Origin of the sequence: Novosphingobium sp. KCTC 2891 (assembly GCF_025938155.1) — a bacterium.
In the GTDB taxonomy this organism is placed as follows: Bacteria; Pseudomonadota; Alphaproteobacteria; order Sphingomonadales; family Sphingomonadaceae; genus Novosphingobium.
The window spans coordinates 49,665-73,573 of record NZ_JAPCZG010000001.1; the positions used below are offsets into that span (position 1 = coordinate 49,665).

At 67.4% G+C, this 23,909-nt stretch carries 22 protein-coding genes; 12 read left to right on the plus strand and 10 right to left on the minus strand.

Translation table 11 applies throughout. The features are described from left to right. Positions 1-31 precede the first annotated feature (31 nt). The 3 genes from OLX02_RS00260 to OLX02_RS00270 are packed head-to-tail and all read left to right on the plus strand — an operon-like array spanning position 32 to position 7,291. Positions 32-877, plus strand: coding sequence for an arginyltransferase (locus OLX02_RS00260; protein ID WP_264419333.1), 846 nt, complete (start codon positions 32-34; stop codon positions 875-877). Positions 878-908: 31 nt separating this feature from the next. Continuing rightward, the gene (locus OLX02_RS00265) at positions 909-3,071 is read left to right on the plus strand and encodes an autotransporter assembly complex protein TamA (protein WP_264419334.1); all 2,163 of its coding nucleotides are present in this window, start codon (positions 909-911) and stop codon (positions 3,069-3,071) included. After that, positions 3,071-7,291, plus strand: coding sequence for a translocation/assembly module TamB domain-containing protein (locus tag OLX02_RS00270; RefSeq protein WP_264419335.1), 4,221 nt, complete (start codon positions 3,071-3,073; stop codon positions 7,289-7,291). The genes OLX02_RS00265 and OLX02_RS00270 overlap by 1 nt, the downstream gene beginning before the upstream one ends. A gap of 100 nt (positions 7,292-7,391) precedes the next feature. Here the strand turns inward: OLX02_RS00270 and OLX02_RS00275 are convergent, their stop codons facing one another. Continuing rightward, complete coding sequence (locus OLX02_RS00275) at positions 7,392-8,816, minus strand: aldehyde dehydrogenase family protein (protein WP_264419336.1); 1,425 nt, start codon at positions 8,814-8,816, stop codon at positions 7,392-7,394. A gap of 116 nt (positions 8,817-8,932) precedes the next feature. Next, on the minus strand, positions 8,933-9,082 hold the full coding sequence (locus tag OLX02_RS00280) for a lmo0937 family membrane protein (protein ID WP_264419337.1): 150 nt from the start codon (positions 9,080-9,082) through the stop codon (positions 8,933-8,935). A 197-nt stretch (positions 9,083-9,279) separates the two neighbouring features. On the opposite strand from OLX02_RS00280, the gene OLX02_RS00285 reads away from it, so the two are divergent. After that, positions 9,280-11,526, plus strand: a complete 2,247-nt coding sequence (locus OLX02_RS00285; RefSeq protein ID WP_264419338.1) for a putative bifunctional diguanylate cyclase/phosphodiesterase — start codon at positions 9,280-9,282, stop codon at positions 11,524-11,526. 7 nt (positions 11,527-11,533) lie between these two features. Here the strand turns inward: OLX02_RS00285 and OLX02_RS00290 are convergent, their stop codons facing one another. From OLX02_RS00290 to OLX02_RS00315, 6 genes are all read right to left on the minus strand, one after another. Then, a complete protein-coding gene (locus tag OLX02_RS00290) occupies positions 11,534-12,112 on the minus strand; it encodes a lysozyme (protein WP_264419339.1) in 579 nt (192 codons plus the stop codon). Between the two features lie 177 nt (positions 12,113-12,289). Next, positions 12,290-12,790 carry a CHAP domain-containing protein gene (locus tag OLX02_RS00295; protein WP_264419340.1) on the minus strand — a complete coding sequence of 167 codons (501 nt, stop codon included), beginning with the start codon at positions 12,788-12,790 and terminating at the stop codon, positions 12,290-12,292. Between the two features lie 211 nt (positions 12,791-13,001). Next, positions 13,002-14,411, minus strand: a complete 1,410-nt coding sequence (glnA, locus tag OLX02_RS00300; RefSeq protein ID WP_264419341.1) for a type I glutamate--ammonia ligase — start codon at positions 14,409-14,411, stop codon at positions 13,002-13,004. A gap of 139 nt (positions 14,412-14,550) precedes the next feature. Then, positions 14,551-14,889, minus strand: a complete 339-nt coding sequence (locus tag OLX02_RS00305) for a P-II family nitrogen regulator (RefSeq protein WP_264419342.1) — start codon at positions 14,887-14,889, stop codon at positions 14,551-14,553. Between the two features lie 260 nt (positions 14,890-15,149). Next, the gene (gene map, locus OLX02_RS00310) at positions 15,150-15,980 is read right to left on the minus strand and encodes a type I methionyl aminopeptidase (protein ID WP_264419343.1); all 831 of its coding nucleotides are present in this window, start codon (positions 15,978-15,980) and stop codon (positions 15,150-15,152) included. Positions 15,981-16,031: 51 nt separating this feature from the next. Beyond that, the gene (locus tag OLX02_RS00315) at positions 16,032-16,874 is read right to left on the minus strand and encodes a DUF4163 domain-containing protein (RefSeq protein ID WP_264419344.1); all 843 of its coding nucleotides are present in this window, start codon (positions 16,872-16,874) and stop codon (positions 16,032-16,034) included. A gap of 53 nt (positions 16,875-16,927) precedes the next feature. Between OLX02_RS00315 and OLX02_RS00320 the strand changes: the two genes are divergently transcribed. From OLX02_RS00320 to OLX02_RS00335, 4 genes are all read left to right on the plus strand, one after another. Continuing rightward, positions 16,928-18,334 carry a leucyl aminopeptidase family protein gene (locus OLX02_RS00320; RefSeq protein WP_264419345.1) on the plus strand — a complete coding sequence of 469 codons (1,407 nt, stop codon included), beginning with the start codon at positions 16,928-16,930 and terminating at the stop codon, positions 18,332-18,334. 72 nt (positions 18,335-18,406) lie between these two features. Beyond that, on the plus strand, positions 18,407-18,778 hold the full coding sequence (locus OLX02_RS00325; protein WP_264419346.1) for an SH3 domain-containing protein: 372 nt from the start codon (positions 18,407-18,409) through the stop codon (positions 18,776-18,778). Continuing rightward, positions 18,778-19,710 carry an N-acetyl-gamma-glutamyl-phosphate reductase gene (gene argC, locus OLX02_RS00330; RefSeq protein ID WP_264419347.1) on the plus strand — a complete coding sequence of 311 codons (933 nt, stop codon included), beginning with the start codon at positions 18,778-18,780 and terminating at the stop codon, positions 19,708-19,710. The genes OLX02_RS00325 and argC overlap by 1 nt, the downstream gene beginning before the upstream one ends. 5 nt (positions 19,711-19,715) lie before the next feature. Then, positions 19,716-20,318, plus strand: coding sequence for a DJ-1/PfpI family protein (locus tag OLX02_RS00335; protein ID WP_264419348.1), 603 nt, complete (start codon positions 19,716-19,718; stop codon positions 20,316-20,318). 84 nt (positions 20,319-20,402) lie between these two features. Here OLX02_RS00335 and OLX02_RS00340 read toward each other — a convergent pair whose 3' ends face one another. Continuing rightward, the gene (locus OLX02_RS00340; RefSeq protein ID WP_264419349.1) at positions 20,403-20,720 is read right to left on the minus strand and encodes a 2Fe-2S iron-sulfur cluster-binding protein; all 318 of its coding nucleotides are present in this window, start codon (positions 20,718-20,720) and stop codon (positions 20,403-20,405) included. Between the two features lie 110 nt (positions 20,721-20,830). Here OLX02_RS00340 and OLX02_RS00345 point away from each other — a divergent pair, with 110 nt between their 5' ends. Both OLX02_RS00345 and OLX02_RS00350 read left to right on the plus strand, forming a co-directional pair. Further along, positions 20,831-21,448, plus strand: coding sequence for a DNA-3-methyladenine glycosylase family protein (locus OLX02_RS00345; protein WP_264419350.1), 618 nt, complete (start codon positions 20,831-20,833; stop codon positions 21,446-21,448). A gap of 38 nt (positions 21,449-21,486) precedes the next feature. Then, on the plus strand, positions 21,487-22,287 hold the full coding sequence (locus OLX02_RS00350) for an SDR family oxidoreductase (RefSeq protein WP_264419351.1): 801 nt from the start codon (positions 21,487-21,489) through the stop codon (positions 22,285-22,287). 6 nt (positions 22,288-22,293) lie between these two features. Here the strand turns inward: OLX02_RS00350 and OLX02_RS00355 are convergent, their stop codons facing one another. After that, a complete protein-coding gene (locus OLX02_RS00355; RefSeq protein WP_264419352.1) occupies positions 22,294-22,587 on the minus strand; it encodes a 4a-hydroxytetrahydrobiopterin dehydratase in 294 nt (97 codons plus the stop codon). Between the two features lie 65 nt (positions 22,588-22,652). Between OLX02_RS00355 and ccmA the strand changes: the two genes are divergently transcribed. Then, positions 22,653-23,228 (plus strand): heme ABC exporter ATP-binding protein CcmA, encoded by a 576-nt coding sequence (ccmA, locus tag OLX02_RS00360; RefSeq protein WP_264419353.1) that lies wholly within the window; start codon positions 22,653-22,655, stop codon positions 23,226-23,228. Further along, complete coding sequence (ccmB, locus tag OLX02_RS00365) at positions 23,225-23,902, plus strand: heme exporter protein CcmB (RefSeq protein ID WP_264419354.1); 678 nt, start codon at positions 23,225-23,227, stop codon at positions 23,900-23,902. Before ccmA ends, ccmB begins: the two co-directional genes overlap by 4 nt. The last annotated feature ends 7 nt before the right edge of the window (positions 23,903-23,909 follow it).

Sequence of the window (23,909 nt, forward strand, 5' to 3'; positions counted from 1 at the left end):
TAGGCCACCGGCGAAAGGAACATCGCTGGTCGTGACCGCGCCCGTACGCTTCCCCCGCTTCTTCGTCACCAGCCCCGCGCCGTGCCCCTATCTGCCGGGCCGGAGCGAGCGCAAGGTGTTCACCGAGCTGAAGGGTTCCAACGCCGACGAGCTGAACGACGCGCTTGGCCGCATCGGCTTCCGGCGCAGCCAGACCGTGGCCTATCGCCCCAGCTGCCTGGATTGCACGGCTTGCGTCTCGGTGCGCGTGGTGGCGAACGAGTTCCAGCCCTCGTCCACCCAGAAGCGGAATTACAAGCGCAATTCCGACCTTGTCGTGACCGCTTGCAAGCCGTGGTCGACTCCGGAACAGTTCGAGCTGTTGCAGCGTTATCTCTCTGTCCGTCACCCGGGCGGGGGGATGGCCACCATGGACGAAATGGATTTCGCCGACATGGTGGAACATACGCCCGTGAAAAGTTATGTGATCGAATACAGGGAGCCCACGGCCGATGGCAGTCCGGGCAAACTGGTGGGGGCCTGCCTGACCGACCAGCAGGGCGACGGGCTTTCCATGATCTACAGTTTCTACGACCCTCATCACGAGACGCGGACCGGGCTTGGCAATTTCATCATCCTCGACCACATCCTCCACGCCGCGAGGATCGGCCTGCCCTATGTCTACCTCGGCTATTGGGTCGAGGGATCGGACCGGATGCAGTACAAGGTCCGTTATCGCCCGATGGAAAAGCTGGGCCGCGATGGCTGGATGCGTTTCGATCCCGATGAGCAGGCCGGGGCCATCGATCGCGCCGCCGCGATGCACCGCAGCGGGATTTCTCCGGCCGGCGGGACCGGCAAGGACGGGGTTCCTGCAGCGGAGTTCACGCGCGGCTGACCAGCTTTCCGGCGTTCTCGCCGCGCTGGCCGTGCTGCTGGTGCCGGTGGGTGCGGCAGCGCAATCGCGTGACGCCGACAAGGAACTGGAAGACCTGATCCCCGACGCGGCGATCGACCATCCCGACGCCTGGGCGCTGGATACGGATGCTGCGCGCACCCCGGTGCCGGACGTCTCCACGCTCGATTCGGCGGACACGCTGGCGCCGATGACCGCGATGCCCGAAATGACCATCGCCTGGCCCGACGAGGCCGAACTGCCGGTGATCGTCCCGTTGACGGCCGACCCGGACATTGCGCTGGCCGAGGAACAGGCGAAGCAGGCGGGCGACCTGCTCGATACCGCAGTCCCCGAAGGCGAGGGCACCGCGAAGACGCAGATCGCCAATGCCTCGATCAGCAAGGTGGGCGGGCAGGTCGAACTGGCGTTCCCGCCGGATGCGGTCTTCCCCGAACGCGATGCCGTGGTTGCGCGTTTCGCCGGGCTGTCGAGCCTCAAGGCATTGGACGGCAACAACGACAATCTGGCCCAGCTTTCGCGCCGCGCGCGCGAGGACATCGACCTGCTGCAGCACGTGCTGCGGGTCTATGGCTATTATGATGCGCAAGTGATCCAGTCGCTGGCCGGGATCGAGCGACCGGCCGAGGGCGAGGTGCGCAGGCCGATCGATGGCGAGAAGGTCATGGTCCGCTTCGACGTGATCCCCGGGCCGCTGTACAAGCTGGCGACGATCGACCTGGGCGATATTGCGCAGGCGGCTGACGCCGCGAAGCTGCGCACGGCGTTTGCGCTGAACGTCGGCGATCCGGTCAATTCCGACCGGATCGTGGAGGAGCGGACGCATCTCGACACCGCGCTGGGCGAGAATGGCTATGCCTTTGCCAAGGTGGGTTCGCCGAGCCTTGCCATCGACCACGAACCGCGCACCGGCGACCTGTCCATTCCGGTCACGACCGGCGGGACATATCGGTTCGGGCAGGTCACCAGCTCGCTGCCGAAATACCTTTCATCCGGGCACATCGCCCGGATTGCGCGGTTCGATAGGGGCGACCTTTACCAGCGCTCGCTTGTGGACGACCTGCGCCAGGCGGTGCTGGCGACCGGGCTGGTTTCTGCCGTCACCATCGACACGCGCGAGGCTGCGCCGCCTGCATCCGGCCAGCCGGGGACGGTGGATGTCGACGTGACGCTGACCAAGGCTCCGCAGCGGACCATCGCCGGGCTGGTGGGTTATTCGAGCGGCGAGGGATTCCGTCTGGAAGCCAGCTGGGAGCACCGCAATTTCTTCCCGCCCGAAGGGATGCTCCGTTTCCGCGGCGTGGCGGGCACGCGCGAACAGCTGGCGGGGGTGACGTTCCGCCGCAACAATTTCCTCGGCCGCGACCAGGTGCTGACCGCCGATCTCTATGCCCAGACGCGCGACACTGACGCCTACAACGCGCGCACGGCCTCTTTCATCGCCAGCTTCGAGCGGCAGACGACGCTGATCTTCCAGAAGCCGTTCGTGTGGTCCGCCGGGCTGGAAGCGGTGGCGACGAGCGAAATTCAGGATTCGGTCGCGCGCGCAGGCGGGGCGCGGACGACCTACTTCGTCGCCGCGTTGCCGCTTTCGGCACAGTTCGACGGCAGCGACAGCCTGCTCGATCCCAAGAAGGGCTTCCGCGTGGGCCTGCGCCTTTCGCCCGAGCTTTCGGTGCAGGACAGCGTGCGCTCCAACTACGTCAAGGCACAGTTCGACCTGAGCGGATACCTGCCGGTGAACGACAGGCTGGTGATCGCGGGCCGGACCCGGCTGGGGACGATCCAGGGCGCGGACATCGCCGCCATTGCGCCGTCGCGGCGGTTCTACGCGGGCGGGGGCGCCTCGGTGCGCGGCTATGCCTATCAGGCGGTGGGGCCCAAGGATGCCGCGGGCAGCCCAAGCGGCGGGCGCTCGCTCAGCGAGTTTTCGCTCGAAGCGCGGGTCAAGACCGGACTGGTCGGCGGCGCGGTGAGCCTTGTCCCGTTCATCGATGCGGGCGCGGTGGGCACCGGGACCACGCCGGGGCTGAGCAACCTGAAAGTCGGCGCGGGCATCGGCGTGCGCTATGAAACCAACTTCGGCCCGATCCGCATCGACCTTGGCACGCCGCTCAACCCGTCGAAGGGGGACAGCCGCATCGGCGTCTATGTCGCGCTGGGGCAGGCGTTCTGATGGGCGAGGACGCGCCCGGCCCGGCTGCCGCCCCCCAACCGGCGGCGGTGCCGCCGCGTCGGCCGCTTTGGCGCTCGCCGCTCGCCTGGAGCCGGCGACTGGCGCTGCTGGGCATCGTCGTCGTGGGTTTGTTCGTGGCGGGGCTGGTCGTGCTCGATTCGTCGCTCGGCCACCGCTTCGTGGTCGACCGGATCGCCGCCCTGGCGCCGGGATCCGGGCTGCGCATCCGCATCGGGCGGATCGAGGGATCGCTGTTCGGCACGTCGAAGCTGCGCAATGTGGTGCTGAGCGATCCGCAGGGGCGGTTCATGACCATCCCCGAGGCGGAGCTGGACTGGCGGCCGCTGTCGTGGATGAAGCGCGGGCTGGATATCCGCAAGCTGCTGATCCATCGCGCGACGTTGCTGCGCACTCCGCGAATGAATCCCGGAGATCCCAACCAGCCGATCCTGCCCAATTTCGATATTCGCATCGACCGGCTGGCGTTCGACAACCTGACGGTTGCGCCCGGCGTGATGGGCCGCGGTGCGCTGCGCGAGCGGCGACGCATCGACGCATGGGCGCGCGTGGATATCCGCAAGGGCCGTGCGCTGATCGACGTGAATGGCCGGCTGGGCGGCCGCGACCGGTTGGTGGTGCATCTCGACAGCGAACCCGACCGCGACAAGTTTGAGCTGGCGCTGACATATGACGCGCCAAAGAACGGGCTGCTGGCGGCGCTTTCGGGCGTGAAGAAGGATGTGCATGCCCGCGTCGGCGGGCGCGGGGGCTTCAGCGACTGGCACGGCCTTGCCTGGGCTTCGCAGGACGGTGCGAAGCTGGCGGCGTTCCTCGTCGACAATCGCGCGGGGCGGTATCACGTGGCGGGGCAGGCCTTTCCGGCGGCGTTCCTGAAAGGAACGACCAAGGCCGCGGTGGGGGACCGGCTGTCGCTGGTCTATGACGGGACGCTGTCGAACAGCGTGCTGGACGGGCAATTGTTCGCCAAGGGCGGGGCGTTCCTGCTGGCGGGCAAGGGCGGGCTGGATCTTGGCAACAACCGCGCCAACGACCTGGGACTGAAGCTGGCATTGACCCGTCCCGAGCGCGTGATGGCGCAGCCGCAGCTTTCGGGCGTGCGGATCGACGCCCAGCTCGACGGGCAGTTCACCGACCTTGCGATCGAGCACGAGGTGCGCGTGGCGCGGCTCCGCTCGGGCAGCATCGACGCGCAGGGGCTGCGCACTGCCGGGACCGCGACCTGGGACGGCAAGCGGCTGCGCTTGCCGCTGGCGATCACGGCAAAGCGCGTGGTCACCGGCAATGCGCAGGTCGATCCGCGCTTTGCCGGGGGCAGCGTGAAGGGCGAATTGGTGCTGGCGGGCAACAGCCTTTCGTCCGAAGCCATTGCCATCGAGCTGAAGGGGCTGTCGGCGCGCCTGACGCTGCGCGGCGACGTGGCGCGCGGCGGCTATGCGCTGGCCGGGCCGGTACGGGCGCAGGGCTTCACCCTGACCAACCTGGGCGCCGTGGATGCCGACGCGAAGATCCTGTTCAAGATCGGCACCGGCCTGCCCTGGTCGGTGCAGGCCAATGCGGCCGGGCGGATGACGCGGATCGACAACGCCACGCTGGCGAACCTCACCGGCGGCAACATCCGTTTCACCGGGGCAGTGACGGTGGGGCAGGCGATCCCGCTTACCGTCCGCGGGGCGCGGATTTCCTCGCGCAAGCTGGCGCTGGCCGTGGACGGCCGGGTATCGCCGGACGGGCGCACCACCGTCATCGGCAAGGGCCGACACCTCGACTATGGGCCGTTCACGGTCGATGCGGCGATCGGCCAGGACGGTCCGCGCGCGGTGCTGGTCTTCGCCAGCCCATTGCCGGCGGCGGGCCTGAAGGACGTGCGCGTGGCGCTTTCGCCGACGCGTGACGGGTTCGATATCGAGACCAAGGGCGATTCGCGGCTGGGCGAGTTCGCCGGAACGCTGGGTCTGGTTGCTCCGCGCGGCGCTGATACGCGGATCGAGGTCCGCACTTTCCATGTTTATGAAACCGACGTCACAGGCGCTGTCGTGCTGGGCAAGGCGGGCATCACCGGCGATCTGGCGCTGGCGGGCGGCGGCCTGAACGGCACGGTCCACCTTGCGCCGCGCGATGGCGGGCAGGGCGTGGAAGCGCTGGTCAATGCGCGCAACGCGCGGTTCGGCGGCAACAAGCCTATTTCCATCGGTGCGGCGAAGATCGAGGTGAACGGGCTGTTCGCCGACGGCAATTCGACCGTCGATGCCTCTGTGGCGGCGCAGGGCATCGGCACCGGCAAGCTGTTCATCGGCCGGCTGGCGGCGAATGCCACGCTGGTCAACGGCTCCGGCTCGGTCACGGCATCCATGTCTGGCCGGCGCGGCACCGACTTTGAATTGCAGGGCACCGCCGCCTTCGAGCCGGACAAGGTGATCGCGTTCGTGTCCGGCGAATATGCCGGGCGCGAGATTTCGATGCCGCGCCGCATGGTGATGGAGCGCGAGGCCGGCGGGTGGCGGCTCCAGCCCGTGCAGCTCAATTTCGGGCGCGGCGCGGTGATCGCGCAAGGCCACGTGCTGGGCGGGCCGACCGAACTGAACCTGCAGGTCTCGCGGATGCCGCTGTCGGTGCTCGACATTGCGGTGGCCGATCTGGGGCTGGGCGGACTGGCCTCGGGCATCATTGATTATCGGAACGACGGCAAGGGCGCGCCGCAGGGCCACGCTGCCTTGCAGGTGCGCGGGCTGACGCGGTCGGGGCTGGTGCTGACCTCGCGCCCGCTCGACGTGTTCCTTGTCGCCGATCTCGACCAGACCTCGTTCCAGTCGCGCGCGGTGATGAAGGAGGCGGGATCGGTGCGTGGGCGCTTGCAGGCGCGGATCGATTCGCTGCCGCGCGGCGGGACCATCGCCGAACGGCTGCGCGCCGGGCGGCTGCGCGGGCAGGTGCGCTATTCCGGCCCGGCGGATGCGCTGTGGCGGCTCGCCGCGATTGAGGTGTTCGACCTGACCGGTCCGTTGGGGGTGGCGGCCGACATGACCGGCACGCTCGACGATCCGGTGCTGTCGGGCGCCGTGGCGTCGCGCAGCCTGCGCGTGCAATCGACTCTGACCGGATCGGACATCCGCAATGTCGAAGTGGCGGGCAGCTTCAACGATGCGCGCCTGTCGCTCGCAAAGTTCAGCGGGACCACGCCCAATGGCGGGCGCGTGACGGGCAGCGGCACGGTCGACCTGTCGGACGTGGCCACGGGCGGCGTGAAGCTGGACCTGCGCGTCGGCGCGACCAACGCGCAGCTCATCAACCGCGACGACATGGGCGCGACCGTGACCGGCCCGCTGCGGATCGTCAGCAGCGGCGTGGGCGGCACCATTGCAGGACGCGTGCGGATCGAGCAGGCGCGCTGGCGGCTGGGCGCGGCGAGTGCGGTGGCCGAGCTTCCCGACATTGCGACGACCGAGCGCAACACCCGTGCGGATGTCGCGCCCGCGCGGCGCATTGCCGCGCCCTGGCGGTTCCTGATCGACGCTGCGGGCGAGAACCGCATCGACGTGCGCGGCATGGGGCTGGACAGCGAGTGGGGCGCGAACATCCGGCTGCGCGGCGATACTGCCGCGCCGCAGATCTTCGGCAGCGCCGACGTGGTGCGCGGCGGCTACGAATTTGCCGGCAAGCGTTTTGAACTGACGCGCGGGCGCATTCGTTTCGCCGGCGAAGTGCCTGTCGACCCGCGGCTCGACATCGTGGCTGAAGGCGATGCCAACGGGGTGAGCGCGAAGATCGCGATCACCGGATCGTCGCAGAAGCCGATCATCAATTTCACCTCGACTCCGGCGCTGCCCGAGGAGGAACTGCTCAGCCGGCTGCTCTTCGGCAGCTCGATCACGCAGATTTCCGCGCCCGAAGCCGTCCAGCTGGCCTCTGCGCTGGCGTCGCTGCGCGGCGGCGGCGGGCTCGATCCGATCAACAAGCTGCGCAGCGCTATCGGGCTGGACCGGCTGCGTATCGTCGGCGCCGACGCCAGCGTGGGACGCGGCACGGCCATTGCGGTGGGCAAATACCTGGGGCGGCGGTTCTTCGTGGAACTGGTGACCGACGGGCGTGGATACAGCGCGACCTCGATCGAGTTCCGCATCACGCGGTGGCTGGCGCTGCTGGGCACGGTTTCTACCGTGGGCAGCGAATCGGTGAACCTGAAGGCAAGCAAGGATTACTGAGGCGCGGGCGCGCGCGGCAGGATGACGAGGCCGCAAAGCACCGCACAACGAAAAAGGGCCGCCCGGTGGGGCGGCCCTTCTTGTGTGCGAGGCTTGAAAATCAGGCGGGAAGGCCGCTGATCGCCTTCATTTCCATGAAGTCCTTCAGGCCGTAGAGCCCGCCTTCGCGGCCGTTGCCCGACTGCTTGTAGCCGCCGAACGGCGCGCCCGGGGTCGGACCCCAGTTGTTGATCGCGACCATGCCTGCGCGCAGCTCCGGCGCGACTGCAGCGGCCTTGGCCGGATCGCCCGAGATGACAGCCGAAAGGCCATAGGCCGTGTCGTTGGCGATCTCGATGCCCTGTTCAAGGCTGTCATAGGCCATGATCGTGGCGACCGGGCCGAAGATTTCTTCCTGCGCGATGCGCATGTCCGGGGTGACACCCGAGAACACGGTCGGCTGGATGAAATAGCCACGATTGACGTTGGCGGGCAGGTCGGTGCCGCCGGTTTCGAGCTTGGCGCCCTGGTCGATGGCCGACTGGATGAGGTCGCGGATCTTGTCGTACTGCGCCTTGTTCACGACCGGGCCGAGGTGCTGGCCTTCCTGCATCGGATCGCCGACCGGGGTGGCCGAATACATCGCCGAGACGAACGCCGCGGCTTCGGCTTCACGCTCACGCGGGACGAGGATGCGGGTCGGCGAGATGCACGACTGGCCGGTGTTGACCAGCGGGCCCATCGCGGTGGGGGCGAGGTGGGCGGCGAAATCGGCATCGGGCAGGACGAGGTTGGGCGACTTGCCACCGAGTTCCTGGTGGACGCGCTTGACCGTGTCGGCCGCCGCCTTGGCGACGAGAATGCCCGCACGGGTCGATCCGGTGAAGCTGACCATCTCGATGTCGGGGTGCGAGCTGATCGCCTGGCCAACGCCCGGACCATCACCCTGGACGAGGTTGAACACGCCCGGGGGCACGCCAGCGGCGTCGAGGATTTCCGCGAAGATTGCCGCGTTGGTGGGGCATTCTTCCGAAGGCTTGAGCACCATGGTGTTGCCGGCGGCGAGGGCCGGGGCAACCTTGAGTGCGATCTGGTTGAGCGGCCAGTTCCACGGCGTGATCATGCCGACGACGCCGATCGGCTCGTAAGCCACCTTGAAGGCGCCAGCGTCTTCGACGAATTCGAAGTTCTGGAGCGCGGCGATGGTGCCGAGGAAGCCGCCGATGCCGGCACCGACCTGCGCAGCGCGGGCGAAGGCCACCGGCGCGCCCATTTCCTCGGCCATCGAGACGGCGAGGTCGTCAGCGCGCTTCTTGTATTCCTCGACGATGCGGTTGAGCAGCGCGAGGCGCTCTTCGCGCGTGGTCTTGCTGAAGGTCTTGAACGCGCGCTTGGCGGCGGCAACCGCCTTGTCCACGTCGGCCTTGGTGCCAAGCGTGATGACCGTGGTCGGCTCTTCCGTGGCCGGATTGATCACGTTGTGGCGGACACCGCCTTCGCTGTTGACCCACTGGCCATCGATGTAGTGCTGAAGCCGCTCGCGCATCTTATTACTCCCGGAGTTTATCTGAATGGATTCGCTCCGGGAGGATGGCAGGTTTGCGTAGCGCTTTGCAACCCGTTTGGCGAAGGCGCTCGCCGCGTCGGCTGCGAAAAAGGGCGTCAGACCGTGCGACGGCCGCGGAAAAGCTGGATCAGCCCCACAACGATGGCGACAATCAGCAGCAGGTGGATCACGCCGGCGGTAATCTTGAACGCGAACACGCCAAGCGCCCAGAGGACGAGGAGGATGAGGGCAAGAGTGAGAAGCATGGCACGTCTCCCGAAGGGTTCGGCCCGGTGATCGGAGCCGCTTTCCTCCAGAACATCTGGCGGAGCGCACGGTTCCACAACGCCGTCCTGCACGGACAGTGCCTGCGTAAATCGCGCTAACCATTTGTTCGGATGGGCGCGCTAGGGTGGGGGCAATGGGGACGGGTCCAACCAAGCGCATACGCGTCACACGGCGCATGGCCGATGGCCTTCGCACCGGTTGGGTTGCGTTGGGGACATTCCTCGCGCTTGTCGCGCTGTCGGGCGCACTCGTCGCCGCTTTCAACCATTCGACCCGCGTTGCCGACGATCTCGCGCGGGAGGACGAGCGCGTGCTCGCGCGGCGTTATGTCGATCGTGCGATGCGCGCGTTCGTGGCGACCCAGAAGGTCCAGTTGACCTGGGACGACGCCATGAACGGAGCGGTTCTCCGCGATGACGTGGCCTGGTCGAACTATTACCTCGGGCAGTTCTTCTGGAACAATTTCGGCACGGACGAGCTGTTTCTGGTCCGCCCCGACGGGAGCATGGTGCACGGTTGGCGGGAGGGCCGCACGGCCGATGCCGCGGCCTTTGCGCAAGTGCGCCGCGATGTCGGCGCTTTGCTGGCGGCAGCGCAAAAGGACGGAGCCACCTTTGGCCAGCCCGCCGCAATGCGCTCTCTGGCTGACACCGTCTGGCCGGTGGATGCCCATGGCCGTCCGCTGACGCGGTGGGCGGCGCGGCCGGTGTTGCACAACGGGCGACCCGCGTTCCTCGCGGTTGCCTCGATTGTCCCCGATCGCGATTATGCCCTGCTGCGCGCTCAGCCCAACTACGTTGCCAGTCTGCGCTACATCGACACCGGCACGCTCATCCAGATGCGGCAGGACCTGCTGCTTCCGCAGCTCCATTTCGGTACGGAACGGCCGGCGGTGCATTTCAACGTGATATCGCTGAGCGGGATCGGCGGGGGGAAAATCGGCTGGCTGGGATGGGTGGCAAAAACCCCGGGGCCGAAGATCGTGCGTCGCACGGCCCCGCTTCTGGCCACGTATATCCTGTTCTTCCTGGGCGTTATGGTGGGCGGTGCCATCATCGTACGCCGGATGCGCCGAACCGCGCAGGAGCTTTCGGCCAGCGAGGCGCAGGCGCAGCACAACGCGCTTCACGATGCGATGTCGGGCCTGCCCAACCGCGTCCACTATATGCAGAAGCTGCGCAGCGAACTGGCCGACTGCATCACCGGACGCGCGAAAGGCGATGTCTTTGTCGCCTATATCGACATCGACAGCTTCAAGGTCGTGAACGACACGCTGGGGCATCATGTCGGGGATGAATTGGTGCGTCAGGTGGCCCTGCGCCTGCGCCGGATGCTGCCGACGGGCGATTTCCTCTCGCGCTTCGGCGGGGACGAGTTCGTGCTGATGCGCCGGGCCGAAGGCGGCGGCGCGGCGGCGGATACGTTCGGCCGGCAGCTGATGCAGGTGATGCGTGAGCCGTTCGTGATTTCCGGGAACTCGCTGGAGGTCACCTGCTCGTGCGGCATCAGCTGGGGGCCGGAGCAAAGCGAGGACCCGGGCGAATTGCTGCGCCGTGCGGACATCGCGCTTTACCGCGCCAAGCAGCGCGGGCGCTCGCGCTATCGCCGCTTCACGCGCGACATGGACGCTTCGGTCAAGCTGCGGCGCGAAATGGAGATGGAACTGCGCCGCGCAATCACGCGCGACGAACTATCGGTGGCGTTCCAGCCGATCGTGGGCATCGACAGTGCCGAGATCGACGGCTTCGAGGCGCTGCTGCGCTGGAATCATCCGGAGCGCGGCGAGATCCGGCCTGGCCTGTTCGTGCCGATTGCCGAGCAGGCGGGCCTGATGATACCGCTCGGCAACTGGATGCTGCGGCACGTCTTTGCCGAATGTCGCGACTGGCCCGCGTGCGACGTTTCGGTCAACCTTTCGCCCCTGCAGATCATGGCGGGCGATTTCCTCAAGACGATCGCCGGCATCGTTACCGAAACCGGCGTCGATCCCCGGCGCATCGTGCTGGAAGTGACCGAGGGCATCATGCTCGACCGGTCGGACCACGTGGTCACCGTCCTGCGCGAGTTGAACCGCATGGGCTTCCGCATCGCGCTGGACGATTTCGGGATCGGCTACTCCTCACTGTCGTACCTGCGCTCGTTCCAGTTCGACCGGATCAAGATCGATCGCTCGTTCGTGCAGAACATCGAGGGCGACATGGACGCGCATTCGATCCTCTGCGCGATCGTCTCGCTCGGCCACACGCTGCGGATGAAGGTCGTCGCGGAAGGGGTCGAGACCGACGTCCAGCGCCGGCTGGTGCAGGCCGCCGGGTGCGAACTGGTGCAGGGACATCTGTTCTGGCAGGCGCTGCCCGTGGCCGATGCGCGGGCGCTGCTCTACCGCCGCACGCCGAGCGAAGCGCTGCGCATGGTCGGCTGAACGCGGGCTACGCGCTGCGATAAAGCCGGGCCTCGTCGGCGCGGCGACGGACCAGACCGGTCATGACCTTGCCATCGTTGTGGACCCAGCGGTCGAACTGCTGCGCGGCCTCGGCCTGGCGGCCCTGCCGGTGCAGCCGGACAAGGCCGGCCGTGGCGATCGCGCCGGTATTGTAGTGGAACGAAACCAGCGCATCGAACTGGTTCTGCGTGGTGGGCACAGCGCCCAAGGTGCGGACGACATCGGCGACATAGCGCGCCATGTCATGGTCGAAGCGGGCGTCGCATTCGGCCTTTGTCCAGATGGTGCCCCTGGCGATGTCCGGGCCGGTCGAACCCCAGCCGATGGTCCATGGATGGCCGTCGCTGCTGCCGGGATCGGGGTAGGCGTCGAAACGGCCGTCCGCGCGGAGGCGGTGGCAGCCCTCCCACTTCTTGATGAGCGCCGTGCCTGCGGCGCCGAGTGTACGGACGGGCGCGGGAATGGACGGCGCGTCGATGGCGCGGTCGAGCGTCTCGATCTCTGCACCGGTAAACGGGCGGCCCAGCATCGTGCGGACGGCGTCGAAGATCGGCTTGCGGTTCATCGGTGGTCTCCCTGCGGGTGGAACGGCAGGGAAAGAGGCGCGATGGGAACGCGAGGATACGCAGGGAGCGGCGTGTAGGAAAGCGCGGCGTGTGCTGGAACGTCGCCACCTGACGCGCGAAGGGCGCCCGGATCCGCTCCGGGCGCCCTTCGCGCGTCAGGTCATGCCGGGCAGGGCTCAGCCGTTGCCCTTGTCCGACGCCACATCGTTGCTCGCCGTGACGGTAACCGGGGCCGAGCCGGGATAGATGAAGCCGAAGGTCGGTGCTTCGCGCAGGCCCAGCGAGCGGGTCGGGCCGTACCACACGCGCACCTTGCTCCAGTCGCCGGCTTCGGAAACGTCGACCGCCATCACGCCGCGCTCGATCAGGCCAGGGCCGGACCAGTTGGCGTGATTGAGCAGGACGTGGCGTGCATCGACGACCTTGCTGACAACCGCGACGTGGCCAAAGGGCATCGCCGAACTGGCCTTGAACGCCAGGACCGCGCCGGCTTCCGGGCGCTGGCCGCGTTCATAGGTGCCGGCGGCGTTGCCCCACCATTCGCGCGCATTGCCGGTCAACTGCACGTCGCCGACCTCGCGGGCGTAGGCGACGCACTGCAGCCGCGCCTGGGCGGCGGTGGGCATCGCGACGAGCGACAGGAAGGCGAGGAGGGTTGCGAGAGCGGCACGAAGCATGAAGCCTACCTAGGGCGCTGTGCGGATTCGCACAGTCCGGCTCGGCTCGGCTTGCCCTGCAGTGCCAACGGCTCATCCCGCACGTGCGAAGGGCTGTGGAAAAAACCGACGAGGGGCTTGGTCGGTTCCCGCGTGAGGTAAAATTCCGCTGCAAGCGAAAAGGGCGCCCGGTTTCCCGGACGCCCCTTCGTTGTCTCGATGATCCGAAGGATCAGGCCGAGTAGTACATGTCGAACTCGACGGCCGACGGCGTGGTTTCCCAACGCAGCACTTCCGGCCACTTCAGTTCGATGTACGAATCGATCTGGTCCTTGGTGAACACGCCGCCTTCGAGCAGGAACGCGTAGTCGGCTTCGAGCGATTCCAGCGCTTCACGGAGCGAACCGCAGACGGTCGGCACGGCGGCGAGTTCGGCCGGCGGCAGGTCGTAGAGGTTCTTGTCCATGGCTTCGCCCGGGTGGATCTTGTTCTTGATCCCGTCGAGACCGGCCATGAGCAGCGAGGCGTAGCACAGGTAGGGGTTGGCCATCGCGTCCGGGAAGCGGAACTCGACGCGCTTCGCCTTGGCGCCTGCGCCATAGGGGATGCGGCACGAGGCCGAGCGGTTGCGGGCCGAGTAGGCGAGCAGAACGGGGGCTTCATAGCCCGGCACCAGGCGCTTGTAGCTGTTGGTGGTCGGGTTGGTGAAGGCGTTCAGCGCCTTGGCGTGCTTGATCACGCCGCCGATGAAGTACAGGCACATGTCCGACAGGCCGGCATAGCCGTTGCCGGCGAAGAGCGGCTTGCCCGAATCCCAGATCGAGATGTGGGTGTGCATGCCCGAGCCGTTGTCGCCCTTGATCGGCTTCGGCATGAACGTGGCGGTCTTGCCGTAGGCGTGCGCAACCTGCTGCACGACATACTTGTAGACCTGCATGCGGTCGGCGGTCTGGACGAGCGTGCCGAAGGTCAGGCCCAGCTCGTGCTGTGCGGCGGCGACTTCGTGGTGGTGCTTGTCGCAGGGCAGGCCCATGTCGAGCATGGTGCGAACCATTTCACCGCGGATGTCGACGCAGCTGTCGATCGGGGCAACGGGGAAATAGCCGCCCTTCACGCCGGGGCGGTGCCCCATGTTGCCGCCTTCGTATTCCTTGTTGGTGTTGGTCGGCAGCTCGATGTCGTCGATGCGGAAGCCGTTGCCGTCGTAGCCGTCATAGAACTTGACGTCGTCGAACAGGAAGAATTCCGCTTCCGGGCCGACATAGACGGTGTCGCCGATGCCGCTCGCCTTGACGAAATCTTCGGCGCGCTTGGCGGTCGAGCGCGGGTCGCGCGAGTAGAGTTCGCCGGTCGAGGGCTCGACGATGTCGCAGCAGATGATCAGCATCGGCGTGGCCGAGAACGGATCGACGAAGACCGAGTCGAGGTCGGGCTTGAGGATCATGTCCGACTCGTTGATCGCCTTCCAGCCTTCGATCGACGAACCGTCGAACATCAGGCCGTCTTCGAGCTCATCCTCGCCGAGGATGGTCGCGACCATGGTCAGGTGCTGCCACTTGCCCTTGGGATCGGTGAAGCGGAGATCGACCCATTCGATTTCCTCGTCCTTGATGCGGGCGAGGATGTCCTTTGCACTTGCCATCGCTGGTCCTTCTTTTCTCCCTGCTTTCCGATAGCTGCCGGAAGCAGGGTTTCAGGGGTGGTTGTTTGTGTGGAGGCCGCCCGTCCCAAGGCCACCCCCGGTTGATGCCTTCCGCCCGATACCGGCGAAAGGCGCCAATTCAGATCGCGTCGTCGTCGCGTTCGCCGGTGCGGATGCGCAGCGCGCTTTCCACCGCCATCACGAAGATCTTGCCGTCGCCGATGCGGCCGGTCTGCGCGGCGGAGGCAATGGCCTCGACCACGCGCTCGACCAGCGCATCGCCCACGACGACCTCGAGCTTCACCTTGGGCAGGAAGTCGACGACATATTCAGCGCCGCGATAGAGTTCAGTGTGTCCCTTCTGGCGCCCGAAGCCCTTGGCTTCGGTGACGGTGATGCCGGACACGCCGATTTCATGCAGCGCCTCCTTCACTTCGTCCAGCTTGAAGGGCTTGATGATCGCTTCGACCTTCTTCACCTGAGCAGACCCCTGCAACGCGAGGCCGGACCGGTTGGACCGGTCCGGCGATTGTTCCATGCAGCACGACCTAACAAGAATCGTGCCACGCCACAGGCTCCTGCACTAGGCGATCAGGATGGGTTACGAAAGCGGGAAAAACGCGAGGTGCGCAAGAAATGGAATGCGCACGCCCACCTTGGAGATTTAAAATTTCCGCGCGGCGATTTTTTTGTGCACAAATTTTGCGCATCAACTGCCTAAAATTTAGGCAGTAAATCTCACGCGGCGTAGGGCGGCCGATCGAGCCCCTTGGGGCTGGCGGTGAAGATCTCGCAGCCGTCCTCGGTGATGCCGATCGAATGCTCGAACTGTGCCGACAGCGAGCGGTCGCGGGTGACCGCCGTCCAGCCGTCCTCGAGGATCTTCACCGCGGCCTTGCCCAGATTGATCATCGGTTCGATGGTGAAGAACATCCCCGGCCGCAGTTCAGGCCCGGTGCCCGCGCGGGCGGCGTGGACCACTTCGGGCGCATCGTGGAACAGGCGGCCGAGGCCATGGCCGCAGAATTCGCGCACCACGCCGTAGCGCTGCTTCTCCGCATGGGCCTGGATTGCGGCGCCGATGTCGCCCAGCCGGGCGCCGGGGCGCGCCTGCTCGATGCCGAGCATGAGGCATTCGTACGTCACGTCGACCAGGCGGCGCGCCTTCAGCGGCACGTCGCCGACAAGGTACATACGGCTGGAATCGCCGTGCCAGCCATCGAGCAGGGGGGTCACGTCGATGTTGACGATGTCCCCGTCCTTCAGCGTCTTGTCGGACGGGATGCCGTGGCAGACGACATGGTTGATAGAGATGCAGCACGAATGGCCATAACCGCGATAGCCCAGTGTCGCGGGGATCGCGCCGGCATCGAGCGTCATCTGGCGGACGACATCGTCCAGCTGGTCGGTTCGCACGCCGGGTTGCACCAGCGGTGCCAGCGCGTCGAGGATTTCGGCGGCCAGGCGGCCTGCCTTGCGCATGCCTTCGAAGCCCGCGGGTCCATGCAGCTTGATGGTCCCGTCGCGGGGCAGGACTTCGCTGTCGTCGGCGATCACATATTCGGTCATGGCCGCGATGTAGCGATTTCCGTTACAAATTGCGAGCCGCGCCGGCGCATTTCAACGCGCGGCGAAGGCGGCCCGGTATTCGGGCTTCACCGCCGCCAGCACGGCAGGCGTGACCGGCAGGGTCACTTCATAGCTGCCTTCGGCATAGGGACCGGCTTCGTAGGGCGCGATCAGGAAGCCGATCCGATCGAACGCGGTGCGGCTGGCCGAGCCGAGAATGACGGTCTGCGCCAGCGGATCGATGCATTTGTCGAATTCGGAAATGCTGCCGCCCAGATCCTCGCCGCCGCGCTTCTTGGTGCGCTGGCGATCGAGTTCGGCGCAGAACGGCCTGGCGATCGCGGCGGACAGCGCGGCCTTGGACGTGAACAGGTCCAGCGCGGCGCGGCGCGTGTTCGCGGCCTTGTCCCACAGAATGGCGTCGAACACGTAGTTGGGATGGGCGCCGCCGGTGTAGAAGCCGACCAGCGTCGACAGGCTGAGCCAGCCGGGCAGGTCGGTCACCACCTGCCAGTCGGTGGAGTGGCTGTAGGCGTGGAAGGGGAAGTCGTTTTCCTTCGCATCCTTCCGCCCGTCGCTGGCGTCCTTGACGAGTTCGGCCTTGGCCTTGTCCAGATCGGCATCAAGGATCTGCCTGAGCGCGGGGATCGCCGCAGCCTGCGCCGGATAGGCATAGTCGAATTCGTAGAGGTCGCTGTGCTCGCTGACCTTGCGCGCGGCGGCGGCTGGCGTGGGCGGCTGCGGCGGCGCAGGAGGCGCGGCTTCCGCGCTGGCGGGGGGAGCGGCCATGGCCGGGCTTTCGGCGGGGGCAGGCTTGGCGCAGGCGGCCAGAGCCAGTGCGAGGGACAGAGTCAGGACGGTTGGCACGGCGGGCGGCGTCGCGGACTGGGGCACGGCGTCAGATTCCTCTCGCACTGGCCGCGTCGCTGCGGCAAGGTCGGGCCAAGATGACTGACAAGAACGCGCTGATCCAGCCCGATCATGGCCAGAGCGCCATTTCGCTCCACCTCATCGACAAGGCGGGCCTTGCCGACTGGCTCAAGACGTTGAGCGCCGGCCAGCGGGCCGCGCTGGCGGCGCAGAAGTTCGAGGCGGGTGGCTATGAAACCGCCATCGTGCCCGATGGCGACGGCTGGTTCGCGGTGGCGGGCATCGCCAACACCGCTTCGCTGTCGAGCTGGTGCCTGGCCAAGCTGGCGGAAATCCTGCCCGGCGGCACATACCGGCTGGCCCATGCGGAAAAGCTGGGCAGCGCCGGACCGGGCGTAGGACAGGCGCTGCACGGCTGGATCACCGGGCAATACCGTTTCGACCGCTATCGCAAGGATGCGAAGGGCGCCGAGCCGCGCGTGCTGCTGACCAAGGCGGTCAAGGCGATCGAACCGGCGCTGGCGGAGGCCGGTGCGGTGCTGATGGTGCGCGACCTGGTCAATACGCCCGCGGAAGACATGGGGCCGGCGCAGATCGAGGCCGAGGCGCGCGCGCTGGCCAAGGTTCACCATGCGGTGGTCCACGTGGTGACCGGCGACGTGCTGGAGCGCGACTATCCGATGGTCCATGCGGTGGGCCGGGCGGCCTCGCGCCATCATGCGCCGCGCCTGATCGAGCTGGAGTGGGGCGATCCCGCGCACCCGCGCCTCGCCATCGTGGGCAAGGGCGTGTGCTTCGATTCGGGCGGGCTGGACATCAAGCCGTCGGCAGGCATGGCGCTGATGAAGAAGGACATGGGCGGCGCGGCGCATGCGCTGGCGCTGGCCGGGCTGGTGATGGGCGCGGGGCTGAAGGTGCGGCTCCACCTGCTGGTGCCGGCGGTGGAGAACGCCGTTTCGGGCAATGCTTTCCGCCCTGGCGACATCCTGCGCACGCGGCAGGGATTGAGCGTGGAAGTGACCAACACCGATGCCGAAGGGCGGCTGGTGCTGGGCGATGCCCTGACGCGCGCCAGCGAACTGAAGCCGGAGCTCGTTATCGATTTCGCCACCCTGACCGGCGCGGCGCGCGTGGCGCTGGGGCCGGACCTGCCGGCGATGTTCGCGCGGCGGGACGAAACCGCCGACGGGCTGTTGCGGGCGGGCAAGGCGCGCGACGATGCGTGCTGGCGCCTGCCGCTGCACGAAGGATACCGCGAATACCTGAAATCCGACGTGGCCGATCTCCAGAACTCGCCGGCCAACGGCTTCGCCGGGGCAAGCGTGGCGGCGCTGTTCCTCGACCGTTTCGTGGGCGAGGGGATCGACTGGGCGCACTTCGATACGTTCGCCTGGCGCCCGGCAGCCAAGCCCGGACGGCCCAAGGGCGGCGATGCGCTGGGGCTGCGCGCGGCATGGGGGCTGCTGCTCGAACGCTTCGGCTGATACGTGCACTTCTTGAATGGATCGCCGGACGCCGCTAAGCGCCCGCTTTTCCGCTTCGATGGGACTCGTGAATTGAGCGCAGAGGCCGCCCTGACGTCTGATACCCTGCCCACGGGACAGCTCACGCTGTCGGGGCCGTCCGCGAAAGTGGATTCCGAGCGCCTGCCGGTGCGCGGCGATCTTGCCCACATCCGCCTCGCCGGCAAGGTTTTCGTGCCGCATTATGCGGTGCCGATGCCGCGCGTGATCGCTGCGGCGGGGACGGCGCTGCGCAAGGCCGGCCGCGCCGATGCGGACGTGCTGGCGGAGCTGGCGGCAGGCACCGTGTTCAACGTGCTGGATCTCGCGGGGGCCTTTGCCTGGGGTCAGGTGGGCGAGGATGGCCTTGTCGGCTATGTGCTGATCGAAGCGCTCTCCGGGCCGAACGATGGGGGCGCGGCCTGATGGGTACGACCAGTGTTTTCATCGACGGCGCCGCCGGAACGACCGGACTGGAAATCGCCGACCGGCTGGCCGGCCGGAGCGAATTTTCGCTGATCGTGCTCGATGATGCCCGCCGCAAGGACGATGCCGCGCGGGCGGAGGCGATCAACGACGCCGACGTGGTGATCCTGTGTCTGCCCGACGACGCGGCCAAGGCATCGGTGGCGATGATCGCTAACGATCGCACGCGCGTGATCGATGCTTCCACCGCGCACCGCGTGGCGGACGGCTGGACCTATGGCTTTCCCGAGATCGTCGGCCGGGAGACCGTGGCCGAAGCAAAGCGCGTGGCCAATCCGGGATGCTATCCCACCGGCTTCATCGGGCTGCTGGCGCCGCTGGTCCACAATGGGCTTCTGCCGGCCGCCTGGCCTTACAGCTGCAACGCCATTTCCGGTTATTCGGGCGGCGGCAAGGCGCTGATCCAGCGCTTCGAGGAAGAGGGCGACATTGCCTGGCGCGGCTATGGGCTGACTTTCGGTCACAAGCACGTGCCCGAGATGCAGCGGTATTCCGGCCTGATGATCGCCCCGCTGTTCAGTCCGGCGGTGGTCGCGGCGCATCGCGGCATGGTGGTGGAAGTGCCGTTGCCGCTGGGCGTGATGCCCGGCAGCGTTGCACCTGAACTGCTGCGCGCCGCGCTCACCCAGTTCTATGCCGGATCGCCGGTGGTCACCGTGGCGCAGGATCTGCCGGAAAGCGGCGAGATGCTGCTGCGCGCCTCGATGGAGCCTTGGGACGGGTTGACGCTGCACGTGATGGGCAGCGAGGACGGGGAACAGGCCCGGCTGGTGGCGGTGCTCGACAACCTCGGCAAGGGTGCCAGCGGCGCTGCGGTACAGAGCCTCAACCTGATGGCGGGACTGGACGAGACGGCCGGCCTGCGCCTCTGACGGCAATGCGGATCGCGGTCCTGACGCTCGACGGGTTCAACGAGCTCGATTCGTTTGTCGCGCAGGCGATTCTCAATCGTCTGCGCGGGCAGGGCTGGCGTGCGGAGATCGTCGCGCCCACCCCGCGCGTCACGTCGATGAACGGCCTGACGGTCGAGCGGCAGCAGCCGATGGCATTCCTGACCGATGCGGATGCGGTCATCCTGGGCAGCGGGCTTCGCACGCGTGACCATATGCGCGATGCTGGCCTGCTGGAGCAGATCCGGCTCGATCCGGCGCGCCAGCTGATCGGCGCGCAATGTTCGGGCACTCTGCTGCTGGCCAAGCTGGGTCTTGTCGGCAACCTGCCCGCCTGCACCGACCTGACGACCAGGCCGTGGGTGATCGAGGCGGGGGTGGATGTGCTGGACGCGCCTTTCGTGGCGCACGGCAATGTCGCCACGGCAGGGGGCTGCCTTGCCTCGCAATATCTCGCCGCGTGGATGATCGCCCGGCTTGCCGGCCGCACCGAGGCCGAAGCCGCGCTGCATTACGTGGCGCCGGTGGGCGAAAAGGAAAGCCACGTCGCGCACGCTATGGGCGTGGTGGAGCCGTTCCTGGCGTCATGACCCTGTCATGCCAAGCCGGCCCTACGAAAAAGGCCCGCCTTCCGAAGAAGGCGGGCCTTTTTGTGTCGGGCATGGCCCGTCAGCTCAGTCTTCCGGTGCGATCGTGACCTTGAGGCCGTCGACGTCGCCGGTGATCTGCACCTGGCACGACAGGCGCGAGGTTTCGTTGCGGTGGTCCGAGCTGTCGAGCAGGTCGTTCTCGTCTTCGCTCATCGCCGGGATCTTGTCGCCGAAGGCCGGATCGACATAGACGTGGCAGGTCGCGCACGAGCAGCAGCCGCCGCACAGGGCGAGGAGTTCGTCGAAGCCGTTATCACGGATGGCTTCCATGACCGAAAGGCCGGCATCGACCTCGATCGTCTTTTCTTCACCGGCGCGGTTCACGACAACAAGCTTCGGCATCGTCCAGGTCTCCTGTCGGGAGGATCTCTCCCTCTGTTCGCATTTGGGGCGGGCTGCTATCGCGTCCCCCCGGCTTTGGCAAGGCTGGCCAAAAGAAGGAGCGCGCTGCCATGGGCCTGACTGCCGTCCAGATCGCCGAAGGACTGGACCATATCGCTGCGCTGCATCCCGCCATGGCGGGCGCGATCGGCCGGGTGGGCTATCCCGAACCGCGCATCCGCGCGACCGGCTATCGCACCTTGTTGCGGACCATCGTGGGCCAGCAGGTGAGCGTTTCCGCGGCAGCTTCGGTCTGGGCAAAGCTGGAGGCGCTGCTGGGCGAGGACATGCCGCCGAGCGATCTGCTTGAGGCGGATTTCGATTCGCTGCGTGCCTGCGGCCTCTCGCGGCAGAAGCAGGGCTATGCCCGGTCCTTGTGCGAACTGGTGGTTTCGGGCGAACTCGATCTGGACGCGCTGCCGCCGGACGACGAGGAGGCCATCGCCGAACTGGTCAAGATCAAGGGCATCGGCCGCTGGTCGGCCGAAATCTACCTGCTGTTCGCCGAAGGTCGGCCGGACATCTGGCCCGCAGGCGATCTTGCGGTGCAGGTGGGGCTGGGCAAGCTGCTGGGCCTGCCCGACCGGCCGAGCGAGAAACAGACGCGCGAACTGGCCGAAGGCTGGCGCCCGCACCGCGGCGCGGCGGCGATCTTCACCTGGCATTGCTACAACAACCCCGCGCTGTAGGGTGCGGCCCCGAAAACGATAATTCGGGAGAGTCCTGCATGAGGAAGGCCATCTTCATCACCGGCGGCGGGTCTGGCATCGGCCGCGCGGTGGCGCAGCGGTTCGCGCGTGAGGGCTGGTTCGTCGGGCTGGCCGACATCAGCGAAAGCGGCATGGCCGAAACCGGCGCTCTGTTGCCCGCCGACCAGTGGTCCGCGCATCGACTGGACGTGCGCGACCGGGCCGGCTGGGATGCCGCGCTCGCCGATTTTTCGGCAGCGGCGGGGGGACGGGTGGATGTGGTGTTCAACAACGCCGGCATTCCCATCGGCGGACAGATCATCGATCTCGCGCCCGAGGAAATCGAGCGGACGCTCGACATCAACCTGAAAGGTGCGATCTTCGGCGCACAGGCGGCTTTCCCGCACCTGAAGCGCACCGCGCCCGGCTCGGTCCTGCTGAGCACCGCGAGCGCGGCGGGCATCTATGGCACGCCCGGCGCTTCGGTCTATTCCGCAACGAAGTTCGGGGTGCGTGCGCTGACCGAATCGCTCGACGGGGAATGGGCGGCGGACGGGATCGCGGTGCGCGACCTGATGCCCGGCTTCATCGACACCCCGCTGCTCGATCACGCGCCGAACCGCTCCTCCAACGAGGACATACGCGCGCGGGTGAAGGGGGCAGGGCTGGAGATTACGCCGGTGAGCGCGGTCGCCGACGCGGCCTGGGCGGCAGTGCACGGCGAAAAGCTGCACACATTGGTGGGCAAGACGGCAAAGCGCATGGGCTTCGCCGCGCGGTTCCTGCCCGGCAGCGTGCGCAAGCAGGTGCGCGCGATGGCCCGCCCGCTCGGCGGGTGAGGCTGCTCAGGCGGCGAAGCGTTCCATCATGGTGGCCATCGCGCTGTCACGCTGGCTGATGCCGCCGGCGTCATGCGTGGTCAGCGTCACATCCACCCGGTTGTAGACGTTGAACCATTCGGGGTGATGGTCGGCCTTCTCCGCCGCAATCGCGGTGCGGGTCATGAAGGCGAAGGCTTCGGAGAAGTCGGCGAAGGTAAAGGTCTTGCACAGCGCGAGTCCATCGGCGCGCAGCGACCAGCCGGGCAATTGCGCCAGCGCGGCTTCGATCTCGGTCTGGGTCAGGGGGGAAATCGCCATGGTCGCTCTCCTTGGCAGGCGCCCCGCTTTCCCCTATCGCGGCCGCTCATGCAAGCCCGCCGCCCATGCCCCACTGCCGTCTAGCCGCATACGACATCGCCTGCCGCAGGGGGGACCGCGTGCTGTTTCGCGGGCTGTCGTTCGAGCTGAATCCCGGCGAGGCGCTGCATCTGTCCGGGCCCAACGGCATCGGCAAATCCAGCCTGATCCGCATCCTTTGCGGCCTGCTGCGCCCGGCGTGGGGGCACGTGGAGCACGAGGGAGAAATGGCGCTGTCGGATGAACGGCTGGCACTCGACCTGCATCGCCCGCTGGGCGAAGCGCTCGCATTCTGGACGCGGATCGACCAGGCAGGCGGTTCCCGCGCCGACTTCGGACTGGAAGACCTGCTCGACGTGCCCGTCGGCTACCTTTCCACCGGCCAGCGCAAGCGCGCGGCGCTCGCGCGGCTGGCGGCGAGCGGAGCGCGGATCTGGCTGCTGGACGAGCCGCTGAACGGACTGGACGCACACTGGGGCGCGGCGGCGCAGGCGGCGATCGAAGCGCACCGCGCGATGGGCGGGATCGCCGTCGTTGCGTCACACCAGCCGCTGGGGCTGCAACGCCTGCGCGTAATGTCGCTGCTGGAGCACCTGCCATGAGCGGGCGGAGGATCACCGCCTCGCTGCGCGCGATCTTCGCGCGGGACCTGTCCACCCTGCTGCGCGGGGCGATGGGGCGGGGCGGGGCGGTGCTGCCGCTGCTGTTCTTCCTTGCCGTGGCGATGCTGTTTCCCTTCGCGATTGGTCCCGATGCGAAGCTGCTGGCGCGCACCGGCGCTGGGGTGATATGGGTCGCGGCGCTGCTGGCGGCGATCCTGCCGCTTGACCGGCTGGTAGAGCCCGATGTCGAGGCGGGCTTCTTCGACCAGTGGGCCTTGCGCGGCATTGCCGAGGAAGTGCTGCTGGTGGTGCGGATCGTGGCCCATTGGCTGAGCTTTGGCGTACCGCTGATGCTGGCCGCGCCGATTTCCGCCGGGCTGCTCTCGCTCAGCCGCGAGCAACTGATCGTGATCGAGCAGGGGCTGCTGCTGGGCACCCCGGGGCTGGCGGCGATTGGCGTCACCATTGCGGCGTTGACCGCGGGCTTGCGCGCCGGATCGGCGCTGGGCGGCATGCTGGCGATCCCGCTGGCGGTACCGCTGCTGATCTTTGGCGCGGGATCGCTTCAGCCGGGCGGCGAGGGCGGACTGGTATTGCTGGCCGCCAGCAGCGTGGCGGCGCTGGCCATCGCCCCCTTTGCCGGCGCGGCAGCGATCCGGGCGGGGCGCGAATAGTCGGAGA